General features: G+C 74.9%; 1 protein-coding gene. It reads right to left on the bottom strand.

Translation table 11 applies throughout. The features are described from left to right. Positions 1–247: 247 nt before the first annotated feature. On the bottom strand, positions 248–517 hold a 270-nt coding region (locus tag LPA54_RS36505; protein ID WP_228984804.1), incomplete at its 5' end, for a substrate-binding domain-containing protein.

Raw genomic sequence — 517 nt, 5'->3', positions numbered from 1 at the left:
AGGGAGAGATAGCGCGGCATGACGGCTCCTCGTGGTGTGCGGGCCGGGTCCTTCCCGGCCTCTCACCCCTGCGTCGAACGGCACGGACGGAAATCGACACCCGGCCGGAAGAATCTTCGCCTCACTTCGGCGAGGCCCGCAGCCGCCCGGCCTCGGGCTCGTCGGCCATCACCCGGCCGGGGTCGTCCGGCTCGGTGATCCGCCAGACCAGCGCACCGCCCGACGGCTCAGCGCACCGCCCGCCGGCTCAGTGCGCCGCCGGCGCGGCCGTGCTGCTCCGCACCACCAGGCTGGTGGCCAGCTCCACGCGGGTCGCCGCTGCGGAGTCCTCGCCCTTGCCGAGGTCGAGCACCAGCTTCGCCGCCGCCTCCGCCATCTCCGTCAGCGGCTGCCGCACGGTCGTCAGCGGCGGGCCCACCCAGCGGGCCACGGGCAGGTCGTCGAAGCCGACCACGCTCAGGTCCTCCGGGATCCGCAGGCCCAGCTCACGGGCGGCCTCGTACAGCCCGAGCGCCTG

It is taken from the genome of Streptomyces sp. DH12, from assembly GCF_020873895.1.
In the GTDB taxonomy this organism is placed as follows: domain Bacteria; phylum Actinomycetota; class Actinomycetes; order Streptomycetales; family Streptomycetaceae; genus Streptomyces.
The sequence above is the reverse complement of the archived record's forward strand: the minus strand, read 5'-3'. Positions and strand labels throughout refer to the sequence as shown.